This is a genomic window from Nitrosospira multiformis (genome assembly GCF_003050865.1).
GTDB classification, from domain to species: domain Bacteria; phylum Pseudomonadota; class Gammaproteobacteria; order Burkholderiales; family Nitrosomonadaceae; genus Nitrosospira; species Nitrosospira multiformis_E.
Genome location: NZ_QAOK01000003.1, coordinates 98,521 through 120,144 on the forward strand (window position 1 = coordinate 98,521; position 21,624 = coordinate 120,144).

The 21,624-nt window shown below is 51.6% G+C and carries 17 protein-coding genes; 3 read left to right on the forward strand and 14 right to left on the reverse strand.

Features of this window, described 5'->3' with window-relative positions:
• Positions 1-29 precede the first annotated feature (29 nt).
• The 12 genes from C8R21_RS02715 to queG form a co-directional block, all read right to left on the reverse strand.
• Positions 30-1,973, reverse strand: coding sequence for an XrtA/PEP-CTERM system amidotransferase (locus tag C8R21_RS02715; RefSeq protein WP_107761328.1), 1,944 nt, complete (start codon positions 1,971-1,973; stop codon positions 30-32).
• Between the two features lie 20 nt (positions 1,974-1,993).
• Positions 1,994-3,199, reverse strand: a complete 1,206-nt coding sequence (locus C8R21_RS02720) for a TIGR03088 family PEP-CTERM/XrtA system glycosyltransferase (protein ID WP_107761399.1) — start codon at positions 3,197-3,199, stop codon at positions 1,994-1,996.
• Complete coding sequence (gene xrtA / locus C8R21_RS02725) at positions 3,183-4,772, reverse strand: exosortase A (protein WP_107761329.1); 1,590 nt, start codon at positions 4,770-4,772, stop codon at positions 3,183-3,185. The genes C8R21_RS02720 and xrtA overlap by 17 nt, the downstream gene beginning before the upstream one ends.
• A 54-nt stretch (positions 4,773-4,826) precedes the next feature.
• Complete coding sequence (locus tag C8R21_RS02730; RefSeq protein ID WP_107761330.1) at positions 4,827-6,032, reverse strand: TIGR03087 family PEP-CTERM/XrtA system glycosyltransferase; 1,206 nt, start codon at positions 6,030-6,032, stop codon at positions 4,827-4,829.
• Positions 6,033-6,036: 4 nt separating this feature from the next.
• Positions 6,037-7,122: a FemAB family XrtA/PEP-CTERM system-associated protein gene (locus C8R21_RS02735; RefSeq protein WP_107761331.1), complete on the reverse strand. Its 1,086-nt coding sequence runs from the start codon at positions 7,120-7,122 to the stop codon at positions 6,037-6,039.
• Positions 7,119-7,964, reverse strand: a complete 846-nt coding sequence (locus tag C8R21_RS02740) for an XrtA system polysaccharide deacetylase (protein ID WP_107761332.1) — start codon at positions 7,962-7,964, stop codon at positions 7,119-7,121. Before C8R21_RS02740 ends, C8R21_RS02735 begins: the two co-directional genes overlap by 4 nt.
• Before the next feature lie 139 nt (positions 7,965-8,103).
• Complete coding sequence (locus C8R21_RS02745; RefSeq protein ID WP_107761333.1) at positions 8,104-9,108, reverse strand: XrtA/PEP-CTERM system-associated ATPase; 1,005 nt, start codon at positions 9,106-9,108, stop codon at positions 8,104-8,106.
• A gap of 13 nt (positions 9,109-9,121) precedes the next feature.
• Positions 9,122-10,687 carry a TIGR03016 family PEP-CTERM system-associated outer membrane protein gene (locus C8R21_RS02750; RefSeq protein WP_107761334.1) on the reverse strand — a complete coding sequence of 522 codons (1,566 nt, stop codon included), beginning with the start codon at positions 10,685-10,687 and terminating at the stop codon, positions 9,122-9,124.
• Positions 10,674-11,567 carry an XrtA-associated tyrosine autokinase gene (locus C8R21_RS02755; RefSeq protein WP_107761335.1) on the reverse strand — a complete coding sequence of 298 codons (894 nt, stop codon included), beginning with the start codon at positions 11,565-11,567 and terminating at the stop codon, positions 10,674-10,676. Before C8R21_RS02755 ends, C8R21_RS02750 begins: the two co-directional genes overlap by 14 nt.
• A 307-nt stretch (positions 11,568-11,874) precedes the next feature.
• Entirely contained in the window at positions 11,875-13,407 is a 1,533-nt protein-coding gene (locus C8R21_RS02760; RefSeq protein WP_107761336.1) for an XrtA system polysaccharide chain length determinant, read from the reverse strand.
• Positions 13,408-13,747: 340 nt separating this feature from the next.
• Positions 13,748-14,374, reverse strand: coding sequence for an XrtA/PEP-CTERM system exopolysaccharide export protein (locus tag C8R21_RS02765; protein WP_107761337.1), 627 nt, complete (start codon positions 14,372-14,374; stop codon positions 13,748-13,750).
• A 352-nt stretch (positions 14,375-14,726) separates the two neighbouring features.
• Positions 14,727-15,881, reverse strand: a complete 1,155-nt coding sequence (gene queG, locus C8R21_RS02770) for a tRNA epoxyqueuosine(34) reductase QueG (protein WP_258192213.1) — start codon at positions 15,879-15,881, stop codon at positions 14,727-14,729.
• 60 nt (positions 15,882-15,941) lie between these two features.
• Between queG and tsaE the strand changes: the two genes are divergently transcribed.
• The gene (gene tsaE / locus C8R21_RS02775) at positions 15,942-16,433 is read left to right on the forward strand and encodes a tRNA (adenosine(37)-N6)-threonylcarbamoyltransferase complex ATPase subunit type 1 TsaE (RefSeq protein ID WP_107761338.1); all 492 of its coding nucleotides are present in this window, start codon (positions 15,942-15,944) and stop codon (positions 16,431-16,433) included.
• Positions 16,434-16,510: 77 nt separating this feature from the next.
• Complete coding sequence (locus tag C8R21_RS02780; protein ID WP_258192214.1) at positions 16,511-17,800, forward strand: N-acetylmuramoyl-L-alanine amidase; 1,290 nt, start codon at positions 16,511-16,513, stop codon at positions 17,798-17,800.
• Between the two features lie 220 nt (positions 17,801-18,020).
• Here C8R21_RS02780 and C8R21_RS02785 read toward each other — a convergent pair whose 3' ends face one another.
• Positions 18,021-18,560: an NUDIX hydrolase gene (locus C8R21_RS02785; protein ID WP_074975821.1), complete on the reverse strand. Its 540-nt coding sequence runs from the start codon at positions 18,558-18,560 to the stop codon at positions 18,021-18,023.
• A 133-nt stretch (positions 18,561-18,693) separates the two neighbouring features.
• Positions 18,694-19,842: a GNAT family N-acetyltransferase gene (locus tag C8R21_RS02790; protein ID WP_107761402.1), complete on the reverse strand. Its 1,149-nt coding sequence runs from the start codon at positions 19,840-19,842 to the stop codon at positions 18,694-18,696.
• 101 nt (positions 19,843-19,943) lie between these two features.
• On the opposite strand from C8R21_RS02790, the gene C8R21_RS02795 reads away from it, so the two are divergent.
• Positions 19,944-21,560: an NAD+ synthase gene (locus tag C8R21_RS02795; protein ID WP_107761339.1), complete on the forward strand. Its 1,617-nt coding sequence runs from the start codon at positions 19,944-19,946 to the stop codon at positions 21,558-21,560.
• The last annotated feature ends 64 nt before the right edge of the window (positions 21,561-21,624 follow it).

Here is a 21,624-nt window from a genome sequence, read left to right on the forward strand (position 1 = left end):
CGGCGAATCTCGATTCCGCCACAACCTGCTCACGCAAAATGAATCAGCCTCAGCCCTTCCCTGGAAGTATGTACTTGCTCAGCATTAAGCACGTGGCGCAGAAACGATTCGAACATCAACAACGACCATAGGGAAGCGCTATAGTCGCGCCGCCCCGACTGGTGCTGGTCCAGCATTTCTCTCAGAAATGCGCGACTGAAGAATCCCGTATCCGCCAGAACCGGTCCGAGCAGCGCATCATTTATCCGCTGGCGCAGGGGACCGCGAAACCAGCTTGCGAGCGGAACCGAGAATCCCATCTTGTCGCGATAAAGAATGTCATCTGACAGGTAGGGTTCCAGAGCTTTCTTGAATACATATTTGCCTTCATGCCCGCGCAGTTTGATGGATGCGGGAAGCCCCGATATCCATTCGACCAGCTCGTGATCCAGCAGGGGCACGCGTACTTCCAGGGAATGCGCCATGCTTGCACGATCTACCTTGGTAAGAATATCCCCCACCAGGTATGTTTTCATATCCAGGTATTGAACACGGGAAAGAGGATCTGCCACCGGACATTTATCCGCATGCCTGCGCAGGATCTCCACTGCTCCATACCCCTGAAGCTCACGCTTGAAGGATTCGCTGAACAACCGGCGCCTCATGCCGTCTTTCATGATCGAAACACTGTGAAAATAGCCTTCCACAGAATCTCTCGCGAGAGCTTCAAGGGTGGATTTTGCACGCAAAACTTTCGGCGCCCAATCCGCCTTGGGATACAGATTCCCGAGCAGGCCGAACAGGGGTTTGCGAAGCCCCAACGGCAGAGCGGATCGCATTCTCTCCTCATAGAGGTGCCAGCGGTAACGACGATAGCCCGCAAGATTTTCATCACCCCCATCCCCTGATAAGACAACAGTGACCCGCTTCCTGGCCAGTTGACAAACCCGATAGGTAGGCATGGCCGAACTATCTGCGAAGGGCTCGTCATACAGTGAAGCCAACCGGTCTATCAGGTCAAAATCGTCCTGGTCAACCTGACCTACCTGATGATGCGTACAATAGCGGTCCGCCACCTTTTGCGCATATTGAGATTCGTTGAAAGCAGGATCGCCAAAAGAAATGGAGCAGGTATTGACGGGATCATTCATGAGACCCGCCATCATTGCCACCACCGCACTCGAATCCACGCCCCCGGACAGAAAAGCCCCCAAGGGCACTTCGGTCATCAGATGTACCCTCACCGACTCACGCAGTCGAGCAATCAGCTCTTCCCGAGCTTCCTCCAGACTCAGGGGAGGATGCATCGTAAACGGAACATCCCAGTAGGATTGAGGCTGAGATACGGTTCTTGCCCGGCTGATATTCAGAGTGTGCCCTGGGGGAAGCTTATATGCCTGTTTGAATATGGTTTTTGGCTCTGGCACATACCCATAGGCAAAATAATCTTCAATGGCATGAACGTCCATATCCCGGATAAAACCGGGATGAGCAAGAATTCCCTTGAGCTCTGATGCAAAAACGAAAGTGCCATCATCCAGCAGGCTGTAGTAGAGCGGCTTGATGCCAAGCCGGTCTCGCGCAAGAAACAGGATCTCCTGATTCCGGTCCCACAAGGCAAAGGCGAACATGCCGCGGAAGCGATTCACGCAGCGTTCACCCCACTCTTCCCAGGCATGAACAATGACTTCGGTATCACAATGTGTCCGGAAGGTGTGACCCAGGCTGGAAAGTTCTTTGGCAAGCATCTCGAAGTTATAGATTTCGCCGTTGAAAACCACCACCACGCTACCATCTTCATTGAAAAGCGGCTGCTGGCCACTGGAAACATCCATAATCGAAAGACGGCGATGACCAAAACCCAGCCCCGGTTCGATGTGAACTTCTCCTTCATCCGGACCGCGGTGTACCTGAACCTGATTCATTCCCAGAAGCAGTTGCCGGTCGATTGGCCTTTTGCCGCGAGTATCGAACAGCCCCACAATTCCGCACATGTTATTTTTCCTTCTGCCTGTTATGCCCGACGTAACACTTTGTCATAGACTTCAAGATATCCGCACATCATGGCTTCCATACTGAACCTTGTCTCGACCTGCCTTCGGGCGGCGCGGCCATGTTCTACCAACAGCTCCGGATTTCTGTAATATTCCTGCATGGCTCCTGCCAGCGCAGTTGCCGATCCTGACGGGACCAGCATTCCTGTCATGCCTTCCTCAACCAGTTCCGCATTTCCTCCCACCCGGGTCGCGACGACAGGCAAACCTGTGGACATAGCCTCGAGAATGGTATTGGAAATGCCCTCTCCGAGCGAAGGAAGCACAAACAGATCCATGCTGCGCATGAGCTCAGGGATATCGTCCCGTTCACCAGGAAACCAGGCAAGTCCTTCGACTCCCGCTTCACGTACCTTTTCAATACAGCGCTGCCGGGTACTTCCCGCCCCGACAATCAATAACCGAAGCCTTTCGTGAGCAGCTGGCATTTCCTTCAGCAAAAGTAAAAATGCTTCTATCAGGCCGAGGTAATTCTTCACCTCTGCCATGCGTCCGACGCTGCCAATGACAAATGTATCTTCCCTGAAAAATCCCGCGACCGCTCCCTGAACCATATTGCTCTCCCAGCGTGTGCTTTTACGCGGATAAAAGCGTCGGCTGTCTACGCCATTGTAGATTTGATTGATGCGATGCGGCGCTGCCCGTACCGTATCGACAAGCCAGCTTTCGAGATCCCTGCTGACAGTAATGAAGTGATCTACAAACGGACGAATGGCTTTTCTCAATAAATTATATTTGCAGTTTTTGCCATGCAGGTCGAACATATCCCGCCCATGTTCGCCATGCACCCTTGCCCGTGCTCCCGCAAGGACTGCAATCACCTGGCCTTCCATGGCGGCCAGATTACGCGTATGCACGATATCGGGCTTCAGGCGCCTGAGTGCCCTGAAAAGATCGATATAAAGCTTGAAATCGTGTCCATCGCGCTTGTTCAACGCGATAACCTCCACGTCCTCGCTGACAATCCTGCTCCTGAAGTCCGAATACCCCTTCAGGCAAACTATGGCATGCCGGTAGCGATCCGCCGGAATATGATTGATGAGATTGACCACGCCATTTTCCAGCCCTCCCACCCCCAGATGATAAATCACGTGAACAATGAGAGGGGGCTGCTTGACGTGTTCCGCCGGATTCAGGCGTAGCCGGTTGCTAGCGATTTGCTGCATTTCGAAGCGCACCCGTTATTGCGGGCGCAGTATCTGTAATAAAATCCTGGAGCACTGAGGCCGCTTCATCGACGCTATCTTCGTATCGTGTTGCCACGATGATCTCAACCGCATCGTCACCTCTCCCCAGCAGCTTGTTCCTGGCCAGCATAAGCTTGGCCCAATACGGATTTGCGGTTTCCTCACCCCCTATCCAATACCACCTCCATGCAAGCAGTGATATTGAAGGAGAGTGCAATCGGTTCTGTTTGACGATTTCTTCCTGCGAACCAAGGGAAATCGTACGCATATCTTCACCGGCGTCATGCCATTTTGATCCCTTTTCTGGCACAAGAACATTTTCGGAATTGATCAATTCAATACCCTGCTTCTGTTCACGGTAATAACTGATGTAAAGATCTACCGATCGTCCGTTATTCCGGTAATTTCTCAGGAACTGAGCAGTCGAACCCGTATATATTGGTTTCCAGTCTGAAAGGAGCTCCGGACTAGCTTGCCATTTGCCGGAAGCATCTAAGACATGGATTTCCACTTCTTCCGTACCGTAGGAAACCTTCCTCTCCAGCCACTCCGCGTATATCGGCCAGATGACGGCTATGGATAAAACCGCGCCCGCGGTGATCGTTGTCCTTAAAGTGGAATCGCCCTCTGAACCACGATTATTTCCCGTCGAAACGCCCCTGGTGCGGCTGATACTGTCAAGCTTGTTCTCATCTTCACGCCAGAAAGATCCGACCCAGAATAGCATCAACATCACAAAGCCAAAGAATATCCATCCGTAAATCAGGTGGTCGATGCCTACAGCAAGCTGCATACCACTTAGATGCCCTGTCATTACAATCAGGTAGGCGCGGATACCGTTGGCAAGGATCGGTACGATCAGAGATAGGGCAATAAATATCAGCCGCCGGGTGAGGCTTCGGTAGGTCAGGTATGCGTAAAGGGTTCCCAGCGTAAAGGATGCAATCAAGTAGCGCAGACCGCTGCAGGCTTCAACCACGGACCAGTTGCCGCTTGGAATGGTAAAAAAATTGCCTTCGCGATAGACGGGAATTCCGGTCAGCTGAAGCGCTGTTACGGTAAAGTCTGCGGTAAAGTTTATCAGCGACGGTATGAATGCGTCGCCAAAAGGTACGGCGAGCAGGAGATAGGCTAATGGAAAGGCCAGCGCCCATGCTATCTGATTTCCCAGGATTGCCCAGACTGCGGCGGAAATCATCGCTATCACCATAAATTGCGCAAATACCTGGACACTCGCCAGTGTTCCCAAAAGCCAGCTGAAACCGAGAATCGCAAGTACGAAAAGAACTTTGGGGTTGGGGCGAGCAAAAAGGGTGCCGAGATGCTCGCGCTGTCCCCAGATCAGGTAAGCACTGAACGGAAAGATCAGAAACCCATGAGCAAACGTATCCGATCTGCTCCAAGTGGAAATCATGGACCAGGTGGTTTCATGATAAGCAATGAGAATCGCCACAATTACACCGAGCGCAAGCAGAGCGCCTGCTTTCGACCCCTCATGCTCCAGTGTCAATGAGGGTCCGGGGGCGACGTCTTGGCGGATTGGGGTATTCATATGCATCGTTCCACTCGAAATTCTCTCTGGCAATAGTAGTACAAGGAATTCTGCCTAAACTGCCTGAGGTTGTGACAGGAGTCTGTCGATACGTCTCAAGCCGTTTTTCCAGCTGTAGTCTTCCAGCACGCGCATCCTGGCAGCTCGACAAATTCCAGGATGCGCGCTGTTCTGGAGAAAGGAGATAACTCGACGGGCAAAGTCTTGTTCATCAAGAGCAACCACCAGTTCCTCCTCCCTTCGTGCGTGAATGCCTTCCGCAGCTGACGGAGAGGCTATCACGATCTTCTCCATGGCCATTGCCTCCAGGATTTTGTTTTGTATTCCACGCGCAATGCGCAATGGCGCGACCACCAGCGAGGCATGCGCCAAATAGGGCCGCACATCGGGTACAGATCCTGTTACCCTGATGCCGGGAAATGCTGCCAGAGCCGCTACGGCACTGGACGGACGCGTCCCGACGATATAGAACTCGACTTCCGGCAGTTTCGCACGGATCGCCGGAAAAACAGATCGTGCAAACCAGGCGACTGCGTCAATATTGGCCCGATAATCCATTGCGCCGGTAAAAACAAGAACGTGCTTCCCCTGGGGAAAAGGATTGAGATAGATATTTTGCGGCGAGAAATAATTGGCATCGACGCCATTATTGAAATGGGTCACTTTTGCCGCAGCTTCGGGTAGCAATTGATGGAACAGGCTCGCTTCTGTCTCGGAGACGAAAGTGGCGCTGTCGAATGTACGTGCGACCTCTTTTTCATAGCCCAGCAGCAGTCTGGATTCTCTTCGGTATATCCAGTTCATCGGCCAGCCTGCTGACGTCGAATATTGCATCCACTTGTCCGAATCGATATCGACAAAATCGATAATCCGGCGGATATGGCTAACACGGCTTACATATTGCGCCATTCCGGAAGAAAAGATCAGGATATTCTCAATGGGTCTCGTGTCAAGGATGCGATTTACCCATGCTTGCAGACGCGAGTTCCAATAGTAGGGAAGAGTAAGGGGCTTCCCGCAAAGCAATCCTGAGAGGCTTCGCACCCTGGCCATCCCTGGATGGAGATTGACGAAACAGGTTTCCCCGCAGAGGTTTCTTACTTTCTCGATATATTTCCGGTCTCCCTCGTCATCGATAAAGGTACCGAGATGGACGCGATGGTGTTGTGCCAGATGTTCCAGCAGATGATAGGACCGGATCTTGTCTCCCTTATTCGGGGGATAAGGAATTCGATGAACCAGATAAAGCAATTCCCGCATGAATCTAGCCCAGATTTCTTACGATGTGCGGACCGATGAGGTTTGCCAGCCCCAGTGGCAGTTTCTGCCAGGCTTTGATGAAGAGCTGATACTTGGGATTGAGGGGATTATGATCCGGTACTTCCTTTGCCTGATAGAGTTGATACTCATAGTGCAAGGGCTGCGGTTCAAATCCCCAGTTCTTCTTGAAATCGAAAGAGCCTGATCCGCGTTTGCTGCGGCCGAAATCAAAAACCTTGTACCCCTTTTCGCACGCTCGGCGCATCAGTTCCCAATACATGAAATCATTTCCCGCCACCTCGCGTGCTTCCCCGGTACCGCCTCCATAGTAGGGCAAGACTTCGTCCCGAAAATAAAAGCTCATCACCGCGGAGATGGTGCGGTTATCCTTTACGATTATCATCAGTTCGCAATCTTCCGCAAACACTTCTTTGAGCAGACGGAAATACTTCCTCGAAAAAACCGGGGTACCAAGGCGATGCACGCTGGTCGAATAAGCTGAAAAAAAGCGTTCTATATCCTGATCAACGACACTTTCCAGTTCTGCCTTGATACCTTTTCGCACCATTGCCCGCTGCTTGCGTGGAATGGCACTCATGTTCTGTTCAGCTTCGGGCGCTATCTCCTTGCGAAAGGTGACATAAAGGTCCTTTCCATGCCAGTCAGCGTGATGTGGTTTCAGATTCCTGTATTCGAGATAGTCTACCTGCAACTCCTGGGCCAGTTTCTGGGCAGACCGGTCAAGCGCATGCCGGGCAGCTTGCGAATTGGCAGCAATTCCCCCATACACGCAGAAGGGCAGGGAGCTCAGTGAATGACCAAACAAGCGGCTATTGATCTCCGCCAGGGGAAGTACACCCTGAATTTCCCCTCCGGATTCCACGTAAAGGAACCAGGTTTTATGACCAAAAGCGCGTTCAATGACAGTTTGCCAACCTGCCCGGTGAAAGAAGGTCGCTTCCCGGCAGCACGATACGAAATCATCCCATCGCTTAACTTCCCCCCCGGAAAGCAGGTTTACCGACAAAGCGTCAGTTGGGTGCGGAGACTCAAAATTCACATTTGCAACTGAATACGCCTGGGAACTCATGCATCTTCCAGAAAAATTCTATCCATCCGATCCCATCTGAAGTCGCGAACTAACGCCCTGAGCCGGTCTTCCATCCGATGGAGGTTGTGATAGTGGCGAAAGCGCGTTTTCATGCTAATCCCCTTCTGGCGTGGTTGCTGATGGTCTATTTCCCATGGATGGAAATAGAAGATTGCAGGACGCTCCTCGAAACGATTCAGCCTCTGCAGAAACCAGCGGGAGACAGGGTAAGGCCATAACCGGAAGTAGCCTCCGCCACCCGCTGGGAGGTTTCTCTGGAACACTCGTATCGTTGTAATCGGGATTTCCAGCAGCATGTTGTTGCGGGGGTAATAGGCGAACCGTGGAGCATCGGGAACTCCATAGTGATCATGGCGGATCGGATAGATGCTGGAACTGTAACGGTAGCCCGCATCTCCGAGCAGATCCAGGGCCCATTCATTCTGACGTCCTATGGAGAAACTCGGCGCCCGATAACCGAGTACGGGTTGCCCGGCAATATCTTCCAGGAGTGCCTTGCTGCGGACGATATCCTCTCTGAATTCGTCAGGGTCCAGCTCCCAAACCCGCTGATGACCCCACCCGTGACTCGCCACCTCATGGCCCTCTGCAACCAGCCGCCTCACCATCGCGGGATAACGCTCCGCAATCCAGCCTAGGGTAAAGAACGTTGCTTTTACCCCTCTCTCGTCCAGCAATGAAAGAATGCGATCGATATTATTTTCTACACGGCAGGAGATGGAATTCCATGAATCTCTCGGAATATGAGGGGCAAAGGCGGAAACCTGGAAATAATCCTCCACGTCGATCGTCATTGCATTTCGAATGAGGTCAGGATTCATTTGAAAAATCTCGTATAACTCGAATAGCAATAGCTGCGCCGAACGCGCCGCATCCTCGTAATCTCGCCCTCATGCTCATCGGCATTTCTTGATCGACTATGTTGGATCGCGCATAGGGGCGCATAGGGCAGACGTGCCTCTAGCGGAGCCGCTTGTTCACGTCAGCCAGCGAGAGTACCTGCTTGAGCAGACCCATCAGGGAAACAACGGTTTCCTCCAGCTTGGCAACCCGGTTGCTCATCTCCTCCAGTTCGGTAACGAACTGCTCTTCCTTCAACGCGGAAGTTTTATCTCCTGAGAATAGTCCGGTCTCGACTTCAACTGTATCAAATTCCTGCTGGATATCCCGGATCACCTCGTTCACTTCAGATACTCGGAAATGCTGCAGCTTTTCGAGATAGCCCATCAGCAGGAGGCGATCGCACAACGCATTGATTCTCCTTGGAATACCCCCGGTATAGTGATATATGGCGTCAAAAGCATCCTCATCAAACCCGGGATTTCCGCTCCAGCCCACAGTCTTCAATCTGTGCTCAATATAGGATTTCGTTTCCGTCAGGTCCATGGGGCCGAGGTGATAGGTTGCAGTGATTCTTTGCCGTAACTGCCGCATATCATTACCAAGGAGGGTTTTCCTGAACTCTGGCTGCCCGAGAAGAAATGTTTGCAACAGAGACTTGTTATCTCCCTGAAAATTGGAAAGCATCCTCAGTTCTTCCACAGTATGGGGGGAGAGATTTTGCGCCTCGTCCACCACTAAAAGCGCCCGCTTACCCTGCTGCTCGCATTGTCGGAAGAATTTCTCGAGTGCGACGAGCACTGGTGTCTTCCCCGGGCTCCCCTGCGTCAAATTCAACCCGAACGCCGCCGCGACCATCCTCAATGTGTCATCAGAATCCAGGCTGGTATTGACAATTTGAGCAGCAACGACCTTTTCCGGCTCCAGTTGCCGAAACAGATTACGGACCAGCGTGGTTTTCCCCGCGCCCACTTCTCCCGTAACGACAATGAATCCCTCCGCTTGCGCTAACCCATATTCAAGGTAGGCCATCGCTCGGTTATGTCCTTTGCTGCCGAAAAAGAAATTTGGATCCGGACTCAGTTGAAATGGCTTGGCTTTGAAGCCATAGAATGATGTATACACTTCTTCTGTTCTGCTAAAAAGTCATGTTCACATAGGCTATTGCGGCGTTCTCGAGATAATCGCCTCCCTGATTGGAATCCCTCTCATTGCGCCGGTACTGGATCGTACCGTTCAAATTGGGCAATATCTGCGGGAATCGCCGGGTCAGACTGACAGTGATAAGCCTGAGGTCATCTTCTCTGCCCGTATTGAGAAAACTGAATCGTGTGTATGCAAAACTGAGATTAGCTCTTGTAAGCTGGGAAATCCTGTAACTCCATAGCGCATTTCCCCCAGTTTGGCGCGTGTGTCTCAGTAAGGCTGCATTTGCTGCTCCGATCAAGTCGGCATCTACATTGTCTGGCGAGTAGGCCTGACGTGTCATGTCGAACCCCGTCAACACAAGTGTATTCTTGACACCATTGAGAGCAACAGAGGCCTGCAGCCGTTTCTGGAGAAAGAGCCGGTTTGTAAAAAAATTGGTGGGACCAAGAAAAGAACCAGAGAAATTGGGACCTAGTAAGAGGTCGGTATTTTGTTGAATAGTTTCCGGAGGAAGATTGGGAAACTGCGCTCCAATCAACTGGTTCAGCGAGCTCGTAATGCCCATGCCACCAAGCAGGGACTGTTGATTGAAGGTAGTAATATCTTGGATATAGCTGAAATTCCATGTTGTCAGGCGGGTCCGATGGCTCGCTTGGGCAAAATAAGTATCTCCGAAGAATCTTTTTCCGGCGTTCGCCACTATGTTTGTTCTTTCGCTTGGCGTCCATACAAAACCTGCCGTCCAGGTAGGACTGGAAGGACTCCCCCGGATTGATAGAAAACTGTTCCTTTCGTAACCCCCTGTCGCTGTCAGACCGAACCTTGGGGTAAACATGTAACGAAGACTGCCAATAGAACGCTCCAGTTCTACTGTTCGACCCGTTTGGTCGAAATGAATCATGTTGTTACTGTAGCTCAAACCCCAGTGAAACTTGCCGAAATCGGTGCCGCTATCCACGCGAGCAGAAAAGCTGTCAGCCTGGCTGTTTCGAAGCAAATTCGCGTTTGAGCTGACTATGTTGTGGGCATAGCGTAATTCAGTTGAAGCAAAATTCTTGAAACGGTGGCGGATGTAGGGACTGATATTAAATGTTCTGACATCAGCCCTGTTGCCTGTGACATTCACATTATCGATAGCTTGAGGCCCAAACAGGGAGATATTCTGCTGAGTAATCAAAGCCCTGCCGTCAACGAAGAAAAAATCTTCCATCAGCTCGGCAGTTCCCCTCGCGTTTAGCTGATGCCTCATTCTCGTCAGATTGGAGTGTTCCGCATAGATGAGGTTATTCATCGTATAATTTGTATTCAGCTTGAATCGCGGTCCTATTCCGGTCAGTGAAATACCTGGATTGATTTGAGTAACGAAATCACTTCCCCCTGAACCCAGTCTCAGATTATCGCTATACGTCTCCATCAAGCTCAGCCGCGGAATAACTTTCCACTCCGCTGCATTTGAGCAAGAAGAATAAGATGAAAGTACCAGAATGATCCCGACTACAGTGCAAGCTGGCGATAACAAAATGCCATGCTGACACTTATTCTCAGGCACTTTCATGGTAATAGTAGCCGTAGTATTCCCCGCCAGAAAATGTTCTGGCCTTGTTGTAGATCAGGTTCACGACGTCACACGACTCAATTTGTCGCAGCGTTTCCCTGACGGCCTGCTGTGATGTCGTTTCGGCCTCAACCACCAGGACAATCTGCCCCATCTGGGTTGCCAGTACACGCGCCTCGCTTGTCAGCAATAAGGGAGGAGAATCAAAAATAACGACGCGATCAGCATAACGTTCTGCAAGCTCCTTCAATAATTCTTCCATATTCCGGCTGGCGAGAAGTTCGGTGGAGTGTGAATGCCGCCTTCCTGCGGTAAGGAGTGTGAGTTTCTCGACATCAGTCTTGATCAGTACATCCGCTAGGCTGAGATCTTCCTCTACAAGAATATCCAGCAAGCCCCTTTCTGTTCCCACACCCAGGATTTTTGGGATCGAAGGTCGCGCGACATCCGCGTCAACCAGCAAAACTGTGCGGTCCATTTCCATCGCAATGCTCATTGCGAGGTTGACAGTGCAAAAACTTTTTCCTTCGCCAGCAAGTGCGCTGGTAACCATGATGAGATTGCCATTCTTGATCATGCCCGGCCCTTTATTGAAGGCATTGGTCAGCAACGGCCGCTTGATCACGCGAAACTGCTCCGCTATTTGCGTTCTCCCCTGATCGGGGGTGACGATACCATACTGACGCATTTTGACCAGGTCAAGGTTTACCCGATTTTGTGTGATAAACGTATTTGGTGGAACTTTTTGTTCAACCTCTTTTGTCTCGGTAACACCGCTACTGAGCTTCTGATCAGGATTTACCGAAACCGATGGAGGTACTTGTGCGCTCGCCAGTACCCCTTTTTCCAATTTGCCTACAGCCTTTTCAATTATGCTCACATGCGCTCCCGTTCTGTTCCGAGATCCCCTGAACTCTGGTTTTATAGAATTACTGCACCTAACCGAGGAATTGTGACAGGAATGGTGGTTAAAGAGATATTAATTAAATGATTCTGCCACACTACTGAACTCTGGAATTGATTCAGTCGCCGGCCTGAAGTATTAATGAAAAAAATTGGGCCGGAGCAATACAAACTTCATCAAAATAGATTTTAAGGCAACAATCAGAGATATGAGGACCTTGCGCCGGAACAGGTTTCCGTCATCAAAACTTCCAGCACCAACTCGCTGTCTTTCAGAGTACGAATCACGCCATCTTCAGCATAAGAGCCCCGTACAAGCCTAACAGGGACAGCAGGGATAACCCGAATGCATAGAGGCGCTTTCTGCGCTTTATCTTTTCCGTATCTGTCCAGATCATCGGAATTGAACCCAGTATCGGCTTGCCCGAAATTTCCCGCAGGTTGATCTGGCTGTGGAAGGTGGGCCGAACCTGACTGATAACAAAGGCTATACCAATCCCTGCCAGCAAAGAGCCGAGGAAAACAATGGAAAAAAATTTCGCACGGTCCGGGCCAACGGGTCTATCAGAAACTGTCGGGGGATCAATGACACGGAATGACACCAGATCTGTGGTGGAACCCAGATCTCCCGAGATTTTGGCCGATTCACGCCGCTCAAGAAGTTTCTCGTAATTCGCCTTGTTTACCTGGTAATCCCGGTTGAGCTGGGCAAGCTCGGCTTCAACCTGTGGCACAGCGTTGCTCAAGGACTTCAGGCGCTCGTAGCGGGCAGTGTACTCTTCTACCCGAGCGTTCATGGATGCCACGTCGGCTTCCGCATCCGCCAGCGCTACATTGAGTTGCTGCAGCATCGGGCTATAGTTTCTGCCCGGATCCGAGCTATTCCTCGTCAGCTTGGCCTCTTCGATCTTGCGCTCCTCAAGCTGGGCAATGAGGCGTTTCGCTGCAATAATATCCGGGTGCAACTCTGTATAGTTTAGTCTGAGCGCATCAAGGTTCTTGCTCAACGCTTGGATTCGAGAATCGAGTTCCACATTAACTATCGATGAGGCTGCCCCCTCCTCCCCCTGATCCACGAGGAGAACCGGTTCATCACCCGTGATCTGACGTTTGATCGCGTCCCGCGCCTGCTGCGCCTCGCGCAGTTCCAGCCTGGTTTTATTGAGATCTTCTATCGCCTGGGACAGTTGTGAATAATAATCGTTGCCTTGTTGCGGCATCATTCCGATGTTCTTCTGTTTGAATGCCTTGAGATTATTTTCCCCTGTGATCAACTTCTCCTCATAAGATTTAATCTGCTCATCAATAAAGCGAATGGCCGCTGAAGAATCCTGGTTCTTGTTTCCAAGCCCTCCTTCAACAAAAAGCGTCAGTAAAGATTGGACAATGTCTTTGGCAAGTTTAGGGTTCTGATTGCTGTAGGCAATAGTAAAAAGATTATCTCGCCCCGTGGTCCCCAGCTTGATCTTATCCATGAGCTCCTTCACTAGCCTGTCCTGATCCTTGCTGTCTTTTGTCTTGATATCAAGATCCACCATGCGAATGACTCTTTCCACGTTCGGGCGACTGATCAGAGTACGGCTCATGATGGAAACTTGCTGTTGCAGATCAGGCGACACTGTCATGCCCTGCAACAGGGGCTTCAACACATTTTGCGTGTCGACATAGATTCTGGCGGAAGCCTGGTAATCATCGGGGAGTTTATAGACAATGATCCAACCGACGACTGCGACGGTCCAGGCTACAGCCACAGCGATCCAGCGATACTTCCATACCCCTTTCAGATAAACCAGCAGCTGGGTTGTCAGCTCCTCCATATTGTCAAACGGTCCTTAGAAATGCGGTCAATGATGGGGAGGGTGAACGCACTCCCGTTGTCTTGGAATAGTTTCTAACCAGGATTCTCGTTATCCCGGGTATTACGTCTCGCTGCTTCATGGAGTGGTGAAAAATAGATGGAGAGCTTATCGAATAGGGCGGATGTCTTGTCTCATGGTAGCCGATGGAGGAATAGAAGTCTGGGTGGAATAAGACGCTATTTCTATCCCTGTTCCTGGAATGATTTTTTTCATTTCAACTTATCCGGTAATGAAAACCTTATACCTTATCGGAATGCCGTTACAGGAGGATTAAGTCGTCACAGTGGAATTTCACAGATCAGAAATAACTTTCCGGTATGACAAGTACATCTCCCTGCTTCATGGGTACGTTGGCCGTCACATCCCCATCCCGGATCAGATCGTCCAACCGCACGCTAAACTGATGCTGCTTCCCGTCCACGTTACGTACTATCCTAGCGCGATTACCCGCGGCAAAGTCGGTAATACCACCTACCGCAATCAGGACATCCATCAGTGTCATCTCCTCCCGATAGGGCAATGCCTGAGGCTCGGCTGCTTCCCCTATCACCCGGATCTGTTCGGAGTATGGGCCTATAAATTCTGTCACCACAACGGTCACGACCGGCTGCTGGATGTACTTCGACAATGCCTCCTCGATATCTCGCGCAAGCTCCGTCGAGGTCTTTCCGCTTGCCGGCAGATCCTCTACCAGGGGGGTGGTAATCTTGCCATCGGGTCGAACGGGCACTGCCATGGAAACTTCAGGGTTACGCCAGACAATGATATCGACATTATCTCCCGGACCGATCAGGTAATCGTGTGCAATGGGTTTCTCATCTGGATTCAGGGATGGATATGTTTTGCAACCCCCAAGGGAAAGAAGGGGAAGTACAACAGCAAAACAAGAGAACCATGTCACGGTACGGATACGAAGGGCGTTCACTGAATTTCCTTTTTTGTTGATTAGAAAATGCCTGAGTCGGAGAGGATTATTGACCTTTAATGTAAAATAAAGATGCTATAAGTCAATACACCTGTCAAGACAGTATTCATGTGCCCGCAAACAGCAATATAACTCTGCATCGTACCGTATTTCAGCAAGGCCGGGGCCTGGAAGAATACCCGCAATATCGGTGGCCGACGACCCAGCTTCTCGATTCAGCCGTTGCAATATTCCTCCGGTTCATCCATACGCTCGAACATGTCGCGCATTCTATCAACTTGAGGAGCGGGAGCGAATTGGACTTTAGTACACCCTTACGGCACAGTATGTTAAGTTCCGTACAAAACGCAAATTATTTTTTCGGGATCGACGCATCTTCGATAAAAAGCGACAGAGGGCGCTCCTGCTGATGCAGCGCCCAGCGTACGTGTTCGCGTATCAGGGACGAAGCGTCATCCAGGCGCGCCCGCAATGCCTGAATGACAGGCTGGGAGAATGGCGCATTCCCCAGGCCGACAGCCAGGTTACGCAGCCATTGCTCATGTCCGATGCGCCGAATCGGACTTCCGGCAAGCCGTGCCTCAAACTCCTCTCTGCTCCACTCGAACAATTCGATCAGAGACGCGCTATCCAGGCCGTTTCGCACGGAAAAATCATCTTCATTGGTAATTGCCGCAAATTTATTCCAGGGGCAGACGAGCTGGCAATCATCGCAACCATATACCCGATTACCGATCAAAGGCCGCAAGGGTTCGGGAATACTGCCCTTATGTTCGATAGTAAGATAAGAAATGCAACGTCGCGCATCCACTCGATAGGGCGCCATGATCGCTTGCGTCGGGCAGATATCGATGCACCTCGTGCAACTGCCGCAGTAATTGCCTACGGGGTTGTCCACGGGCAGTGGCAGATCCGTAAACAATTCGCCCAGAAAGAACAGGGATCCCGCGTCACGGGAAAGCAGCAGAGTATGCTTTCCGCGCCAGCCAAGGCCCGATTTTTGCGCCCATTCAACTTCCATTACCGGCGCGCTGTCGCTGAATACACGGTAATTCAGGTGTCCTGTTTCCGCTTCGATTTTTTCTGCAAGTTTTTGCAAGCGCCCGCGCAGTACCTTATGGTAATCCCGACCCAGAGCATAGCGCGATATGAACGCGCGAGTGCCATCCTGGATGACCTGCCAGCTGTCCTTTGCGACCGGTGTATAATTCATGCGCACGGAGATCACTCGCAGCGTCCCGGGAACGAGTTCGGCAGGACGAGTACGCCGGGTGCCGTGCCGTGCCATATAATCCATCTCCCCGTGACAACCCTGGTCCAGCCATTCGAACAGGCCTGTCTCCGCCTGCCTCATGTCCGCGCTTGCATCGGCAATGGAAACCTTCTGAAAACCGAGCTTCTTCCCCCATTCCTTGATGAATCTGGCGAGTTGCGGAAGATCGACAGTAGAGTCAGGAAGATCTTGCAAAGGTTCCGGGGAGAGTTCGGTGGATGAGTCTTTACGCATATTCATATCCTGCCGGGCTCTGATATTCACATCATACCGGCTCTGCCGCCATTCATCACCTTGATAGCCCTTCACCAGACCTGCCATCTCGCCGATGAAACCGCTACCCTGGCACTCGGAACTGCAATAGCTCCGGCATTGCGCCCGGGCCTTATTGTATTCCTGCAAGGCGAACTGGGAGCAGGCAAAACTACATTTACGCGCGGCATATTACGCGGGCTTGGTTATCTTGGAAAAGTGAAAAGTCCCACCTATAATTTGATTGAACTTTATAAAATTTCTAGGTTATACTTGTATCATTTTGATTTCTATCGTTTCAATAATCCCAATGAATGGGAAGAAGCGGGCTTTCGGGATTACTTCAATGCAGACTCGATCTGTCTCGTGGAATGGCCGGAAAAGGCAGACGGACTATTGCCCCGAGCCGATTTGAAATTTATATTCAAGGTTACAGAAGGGGGGCGTGATGTTGAAATTCAGGCGGACACGGAGGCCGGCAAACTGTGCGTGAAACGCTGGCAAATCTCATCGAGGAACAATACGCTGCGTTGAAGGGGTGGCGCCCCCAGCCTGCTCCTTCAGTCTCACAACCCTTGAACTCAATCCGTTTCTCCTCTATTCGAAACCGCTTGGCAGCTGGCGCATGCCTGTCAATGACGGCGCTCCTGTTATCGTCATCTGCCAGCTCTGTCTGTGCTGAAGAAAAGATACGCATCAGTTCCGCCCGTATCTGGCCATCCGAGGAATACACCCGTCTTACGCTTGAATCCGCTTCCGCCATTCGCTACACCCTCACTACGGTAAAAGATCCGGATCGCGTCGTCGTTGACCTTGAGGATGTCTCACTGACACCGGAACTGAAAAAGCTGATAGACAAGATAGATCCCGCGGACCCCCACATTCACGCCGTGCGCTTCGGCCGCTTCAAACCAGACATATTGCGGCTGGTACTTGACCTGAAAACCGAAGTCGAACCGCAGGCATTTGTCATTCAACCCGTTGGAACCTACGGACATCGACTTGTCCTGGACATCTACCCTGCTATCCCCCCTGATCCGCTGATGGCCTTTCTGAACAACAAGGACAAAGCAGGATACATACTGCGGGACGAGCCAAACATTGGCAGCAATGTCAGTTCAAGGACCGAAATCGAGACTGCACGGAGCAGTGAAGCGGCAAGAAAAAACAGGCCGGAAATGATCCGTCTCGCCACTGTCGTTATTGATCCGGGGCACGGTGGGGAGGATCCGGGCGCAATAAGCCGGCGCGGTACCAGGGAGAAGAACATCACTCTGGCCATCGCCAGGAAGCTGAAAGAAAAGATAGACAGGGAGCCGAATATGCGCGCGGCCCTCACCCGTGATGGAGATTATTATATTTCACTGTCGCAGCGGCTGGTAAAAGCCCGCAAACTGAATGCGGATTTATTCGTATCGGTGCACGCGGATGCCTTTAACAAACCACATGCCCGCGGCTCGTCGGTGTTTGCTCTTTCAGAACGGGGCGCCACTTCGGCGGCTGCGGGATGGCTGGCAAAAAAAGAAAACGAGGCAGACCTGGTCGGTGGCGTCAACCTCAATATCCAAGACCCCATTCTCAAGCAGACTTTGCTGGATCTGTCCCAAACAGCAACGATCAATGACAGTCTCAAACTCGGCAAAGCAGTCCTCTCCAAGATAGGCAACATCAACCATCTGCACAAGGCGGAAGTCGAACAGGCAGGCTTTGCCGTCCTCAAGTCTCCCGACATTCCCTCGATCCTGGTCGAGACGGCATTCATCAGCAACCCGGATGAGGAAAGGAAACTGAGAGACCATGGCTATCAGGACAAGCTCGCCTCCGCTATACTCGCGGGTATCAAACGCTACTTCGCCGACAATCCTCCCCTCTCGCGTTCGACACTGGTTTCCCTCGATTAGGCTCCGCTTTTTCTTTCCGGAGGGGCTTCCTGCAGCCTCTCCTGCCGCTGCCTGCGCCGCTTCTTGCTTCTGGCTCATGATCACGATTTGATTGTCCAGAATGTGGGTCAGATGATGCAGGTTCCCCAGTCCGGACTATTCTGCCAGGAGTTAAAGCTGAATGATTGAAAATAAAGGAAAATAAAACGGCAATTCCAGAAGCAGCAGATCATTTAGCAGATCATTTGGGAACGTCTTCTATGGTTCCCAAATGAAACCCGAGTTGCCCGCGACGCCGTTCCTCGAAATAACGGTTCAGCGGTTCGCGTATCACGCGGAATGCGAGTGCGTCCCAGGGAATTTCCGCCTCCTGAAAAAGTTTGACGTCGAGACTCTCGACTCCTGGTTTGAAGTCAAGATCCAGGAGTCTCGCCCGAAACAGCACGTGCACCTGGTTGATATGCGGCAAGCTATAAATCGAATATAGTTCGCCCATCTCCACCCGCGCGTTTGCCTCTTCCCGAGTCTCACGCTCGGCTCCCTGAACCAGCGACTCGGAATTTTCCATGAAGCCGCCGGGCAATGTCCATAAGCCGTGCCGCGGTTCAATCGCGCGCCGGCAGAGCAGTATCTTATCCTCCCATTCCGGAATACAACCCACCACAATCTTCGGGTTCTCGTAGTGAATAATACTGCAAGTGGAACAAACATGACGCGGCAGCGTGTCGCCTTCAGGGATACGCAATTGCACAGGCATGCCACAGTTACTGCAGTATTTCATCAACGCTGATTTTAGCTAACCTGTTCAGGAAAATGTTATTTTCAAAGGACAATTTTGCATCTGAACGGGGTAAAGATGCAATCATTGCAGAATATATCTGCTTCCTTCCGCACCTGCCCGCATTATCCTTACATTAATCCCTCGCATCTTTTCTGAATGGGACGCTATCCTCCAGAGCTTGGATGTAGCGATCAATGTCCCGCGTTTCCCGCTCCAGGTAACTTCCTATTGCAGCAGCAAATTCAGGATGAGCCAGCCAATGGGCCGACCAGGTTCGCACCGGCAGGAATCCGCGGGCAAGCTTATGCTCGCCCTGCGCGCCGCCCTCAAATAAAGAGAGGCCATTTATGATGCAGTACTGGATGGCTTGATAATAGCAGGTTTCGAAATGCAGTCCCGGCACGAATTCCCTCGCGCCCCAGTAACGTCCATACAACGTGTGCGAGTTATGGATATTGAAAGCAACGCCGATCGGCTGTCTGTTTTGCAGCGCCAGAATCAACAGGATGTTTTCCGGCATGCTTTTGCCGAGCCGGATGAAGAATTCCAGATTCAGGTAGGGTCTGGAGTGGTGCTCGCGGTATGTATTGTTGTAGCAATCGATAAAGAAGTTCCAGCGCTCCTCGTCCACATCATTTCCTGACAGCCATTCGAAGTGGATACCCAGGTCCTGTACCTTGCGCCGTTCCTGCCGGATCTTCTTGCGTTTGCTGTAACTCATTCCTTCCAGAAAATCCTCGAAATTTTCATAACCTCCTCCCGGCCGGTTCTTCCAGTGAAACTGGACGCCGCATCGCAACATCATCCCTGCTCTCTCCATTTCCCGCGCCTCATGCTCCAGGGGAAACAGGCAATGTAACGACGACATGCCTGCGCCGGCGTTTCCGTTTCGCGCCATCGCAAGAGCGGCTGAAACGAGCAATGCGCGCTGTTCGGAAGTCTGAGCAAGCAACCGCTTTCCGCTGACGGGACTAAACGGTATGGCACTCAGGAGCTTGGGGTAATAATCATATCCGGCGCGTTCATAAGCGTTTGCCCACGCCCAGTCGAACACATACTCTCCATAGGAGTGGTTCTTGAGATACAGTGGCATCGCACCCTGCAAAATGCCTCCCTCCCAGAGAGTAATGAACCGGGGTGACCATCCCGTTCTTTTTGAAGCGCATCCAGCTTCATGCAACGCTGAAAAAAATTCATGCCGCAGGAACGGGTCATCGCCCGCCAGCGCATTCCATGCGGGAATAGATATATGCTCGAGAGAATCCGTTACTTTTATTTCCAATTTGCCAATTCCGGGCCGCTTTTCCCGCGTGGGACACGTGCCCGGAGCTCGTTCTGGTATCATGTAAGCATAAAGACAGAACAGCTCAATTGACCGTCCAAATGAAGCTCGCCATTGCTCAGATCAATTGTACAGTCGGCGACCTTAGCGGCAATACCCGAAAGATCCTCGATTATGCCAATCAGGCAAAAAATGCGGGAGCCAGACTGGTCGTAACCCCCGAACTCGCCTTGTCCGGATACCCCCCCGAGGACCTGTTATTGCGCGACGGCTTTCGGCATGCATGCCAGAAGGCGCTTACAGAGTTGGCTGGCAGGATAAGCGATGTCACCGTTGTAGTCGGACATCCCCATCTCGCCGCGGATAAACTGTACAACGCTGCGTCGGTAATATGCAACGGTAAAATCATCGCTACGTACCTGAAGAATCTTTTGCCCAACGATACCGTGTTCGATGAGCGACGTTACTTCGAACCCGGCTCGCACCCCTGCGTGTTCGAGCTGGATGGAATCAGATTCGGCATCAGCATTTGCCAGGACATCTGGCAGGAAGGTCCGGCTACACGTGCAAGAGAAGCTGGTGCGGAAGCGCTGCTGGTGCTGAATGCTTCCCCTTATCACATGAACAAACAGGCATTGCGCTACGATCTGGTTCGGAAACGCATCGATGAAACGGGACTCTCGATTGTATATGCCAATCTTATCGGGGGCCAGGATGAACTGATATTCGATGGTGCATCTTTCGCCATGAACGCCAGAGGCGACGTGACTCATCAGTTCGATGCGCTCGTGGAAACACTCGGGGTGCTCGAATTGAAGGGAGCCGCGCCCGTAACAACAGAAATCGCACCGCTTGAAAGTCTGGAAGCGAACGTTTATAAAGCGCTTTGTCTCGGAGTAAAGGACTACATAGGAAAAAACCGTATTCCTGGCGTATTGCTGGGACTATCAGGCGGCGTGGATTCGGCACTCACCATGACGATTGCAGTGGACGCACTGGGTGTGGACAAAGTAAAAGCAGTGATGATGCCCTCACAGTTCACCACCGGCATAAGCTTGCTGGACGCCCGCGCTATGGCGCAAACATTGGGAGTGCGCTATACCGAGCTTCCCATCGAACCGGTATTTGGAGAATTCAAGGATACGCTTGCCAGAGAGTTTGCCGCATTGCCCCAGTCTGGTGTCCCGGACCTTACCGAGGAAAATCTGCAAGCCCGGATACGCGGAACTTTGCTGATGGCGCTATCCAATAAATCCGGCTCCATCGTCCTCATCACGGGCAATAAATCCGAAACGGCGGTGGGCTACTCCACTCTATACGGGGATATGGCAGGTGGCTTTGCCGTCTTGAAAGATGTCACCAAAACGATGGTATACAGGTTATGCCAGTACCGTAACAGGTCTGGAAAAGTGATTCCGGACCGCGTTCTCAGCCGCGCCCCTTCAGCGGAACTGCGTCCAGATCAGACTGACCAGGATAGCCTTCCGCCTTATGCAGTTCTGGATGCTATTCTGGAAGAATACGTGGAACATGATACAGCGCTTGAGGAAATTCTACGCATGGGCTATGACGAAAGGGATGTACGTCGCGTCATACATCTGATCCGGCTGAATGAATACAAGCGGCGGCAGTCTCCGCCTGGCATTCGCGTGACCTCCCGCGGATTCGGCAAGGACTGGCGTTATCCCATAACAGCGCGATATCAGGACCAGTTTTAGGAACGATCTGGAAGAAGCGCGCAAAAGACATGTCAGCGGATTAAAATGGCGGTATGCGGCGGAC

Excerpts from the sequence above, each read along its gene's own strand:
- C8R21_RS02720 (WP_107761399.1), bottom strand. The coding sequence starts at position 3,199 with ATGCAGCAAATCGCTAGCAACCGGCTACGCCTGAATCCGGCGGAACAC.
- C8R21_RS02750 (WP_107761334.1), bottom strand. The coding sequence starts at position 10,687 with ATGAAAGTGCCTGAGAATAAGTGTCAGCATGGCATTTTGTTATCGCCA.
- C8R21_RS02730 (WP_107761330.1), bottom strand. The coding sequence starts at position 6,032 with ATGCGGGAATTGCTTTATCTGGTTCATCGAATTCCTTATCCCCCGAAT.
- C8R21_RS02735 (WP_107761331.1), bottom strand. The coding sequence starts at position 7,122 with ATGAGTTCCCAGGCGTATTCAGTTGCAAATGTGAATTTTGAGTCTCCG.
- C8R21_RS02760 (WP_107761336.1), bottom strand. The coding sequence starts at position 13,407 with ATGGAGGAGCTGACAACCCAGCTGCTGGTTTATCTGAAAGGGGTATGG.
- xrtA (WP_107761329.1), bottom strand. The coding sequence starts at position 4,772 with ATGAATACCCCAATCCGCCAAGACGTCGCCCCCGGACCCTCATTGACA.
- C8R21_RS02785 (WP_074975821.1), bottom strand. The coding sequence starts at position 18,560 with ATGAAATACTGCAGTAACTGTGGCATGCCTGTGCAATTGCGTATCCCT.
- C8R21_RS02740 (WP_107761332.1), bottom strand. The coding sequence starts at position 7,964 with ATGAATCCTGACCTCATTCGAAATGCAATGACGATCGACGTGGAGGAT.
- queG (WP_258192213.1), bottom strand. The coding sequence starts at position 15,881 with ATGCGTAAAGACTCATCCACCGAACTCTCCCCGGAACCTTTGCAAGAT.
- C8R21_RS02795 (WP_107761339.1), top strand. The coding sequence starts at position 19,944 with ATGAAGCTCGCCATTGCTCAGATCAATTGTACAGTCGGCGACCTTAGC.
- C8R21_RS02715 (WP_107761328.1), bottom strand. The coding sequence starts at position 1,973 with ATGTGCGGAATTGTGGGGCTGTTCGATACTCGCGGCAAAAGGCCAATC.